Below are 766 nucleotides of genomic sequence, written 5' to 3'. Positions count from 1 at the left end.
CCCCGGCCAACAACGCCACCGCCGTGCCCACCAACACCGCACCAACCGCGACCTTCAACCAGGCCGTCACCGCGTCCTCCATCACCTACACCCTCAAAGACGCCACCAACACCGCCGTACCCGGCACCACCAGCTACAACACCACCACCAACACCTCCACSTTCACCCCCACCGCGGCCCTGGCCAACAGCACCACCTACACCGCCACCATCAGCGGAGCCACCAACACCGCCGGCCAAACCATGACCGCCCCCTACAGCTGGACCTTCACCACCACCGCGGCACCGTCCTGCCCCTGCACCGTSTTCAGCGCCGCCTCCAACCCCGCCACCGTCAACGTCAACGACCCCAGCGCCGTCGAACTGGGCATGAAGTTCCGCTCCGACATCGCCGGCAACATCACMGGCATCCGCTTCTACAAAGGCAGCCAGAACACCGGAACCCACACCGGCTACCTCTGGTCCGGCACCGGATCACTCCTGGCCTCCGTCACCTTCACCGGCGAAACCGCCACCGGCTGGCAACAAGCCACCTTCGCCAACCCCGTCGCCATCGCCGCCAACACCACCTACCTCGTCTCCTACTACGCCCCCAACGGCTTCTACTCCGCCAACAGCGGCTACTTCAGCAGCGCCGCCGACAACACACCCCTCCACGGCCTCGCCAGCGGAACCGACGGACCCAACGGCGTCTACAACTACGGCAACGCCGCCTTCCCCACCAACAGCTACAACAACACCAACTACTGGGTCGACGCCGTCTTCAC

General features: G+C 65.7%; 1 protein-coding gene. It reads left to right on the top strand.

What is annotated here, in order from left to right; translation table 11 throughout:
- Positions 1 to 23 precede the first annotated feature (23 nt).
- Positions 24 to 766, top strand: a 743-nt coding sequence (locus AC1DJW_RS26480; protein ID WP_476902953.1) for a DUF4082 domain-containing protein, incomplete at its 3' end; no start/stop codon positions are given.

The sequence above is a fragment of the Arthrobacter sp. 05L417 genome (assembly GCF_056397865.1).
The sequence above is the reverse complement of the archived record's forward strand: the minus strand, read 5'-3'. Positions and strand labels throughout refer to the sequence as shown.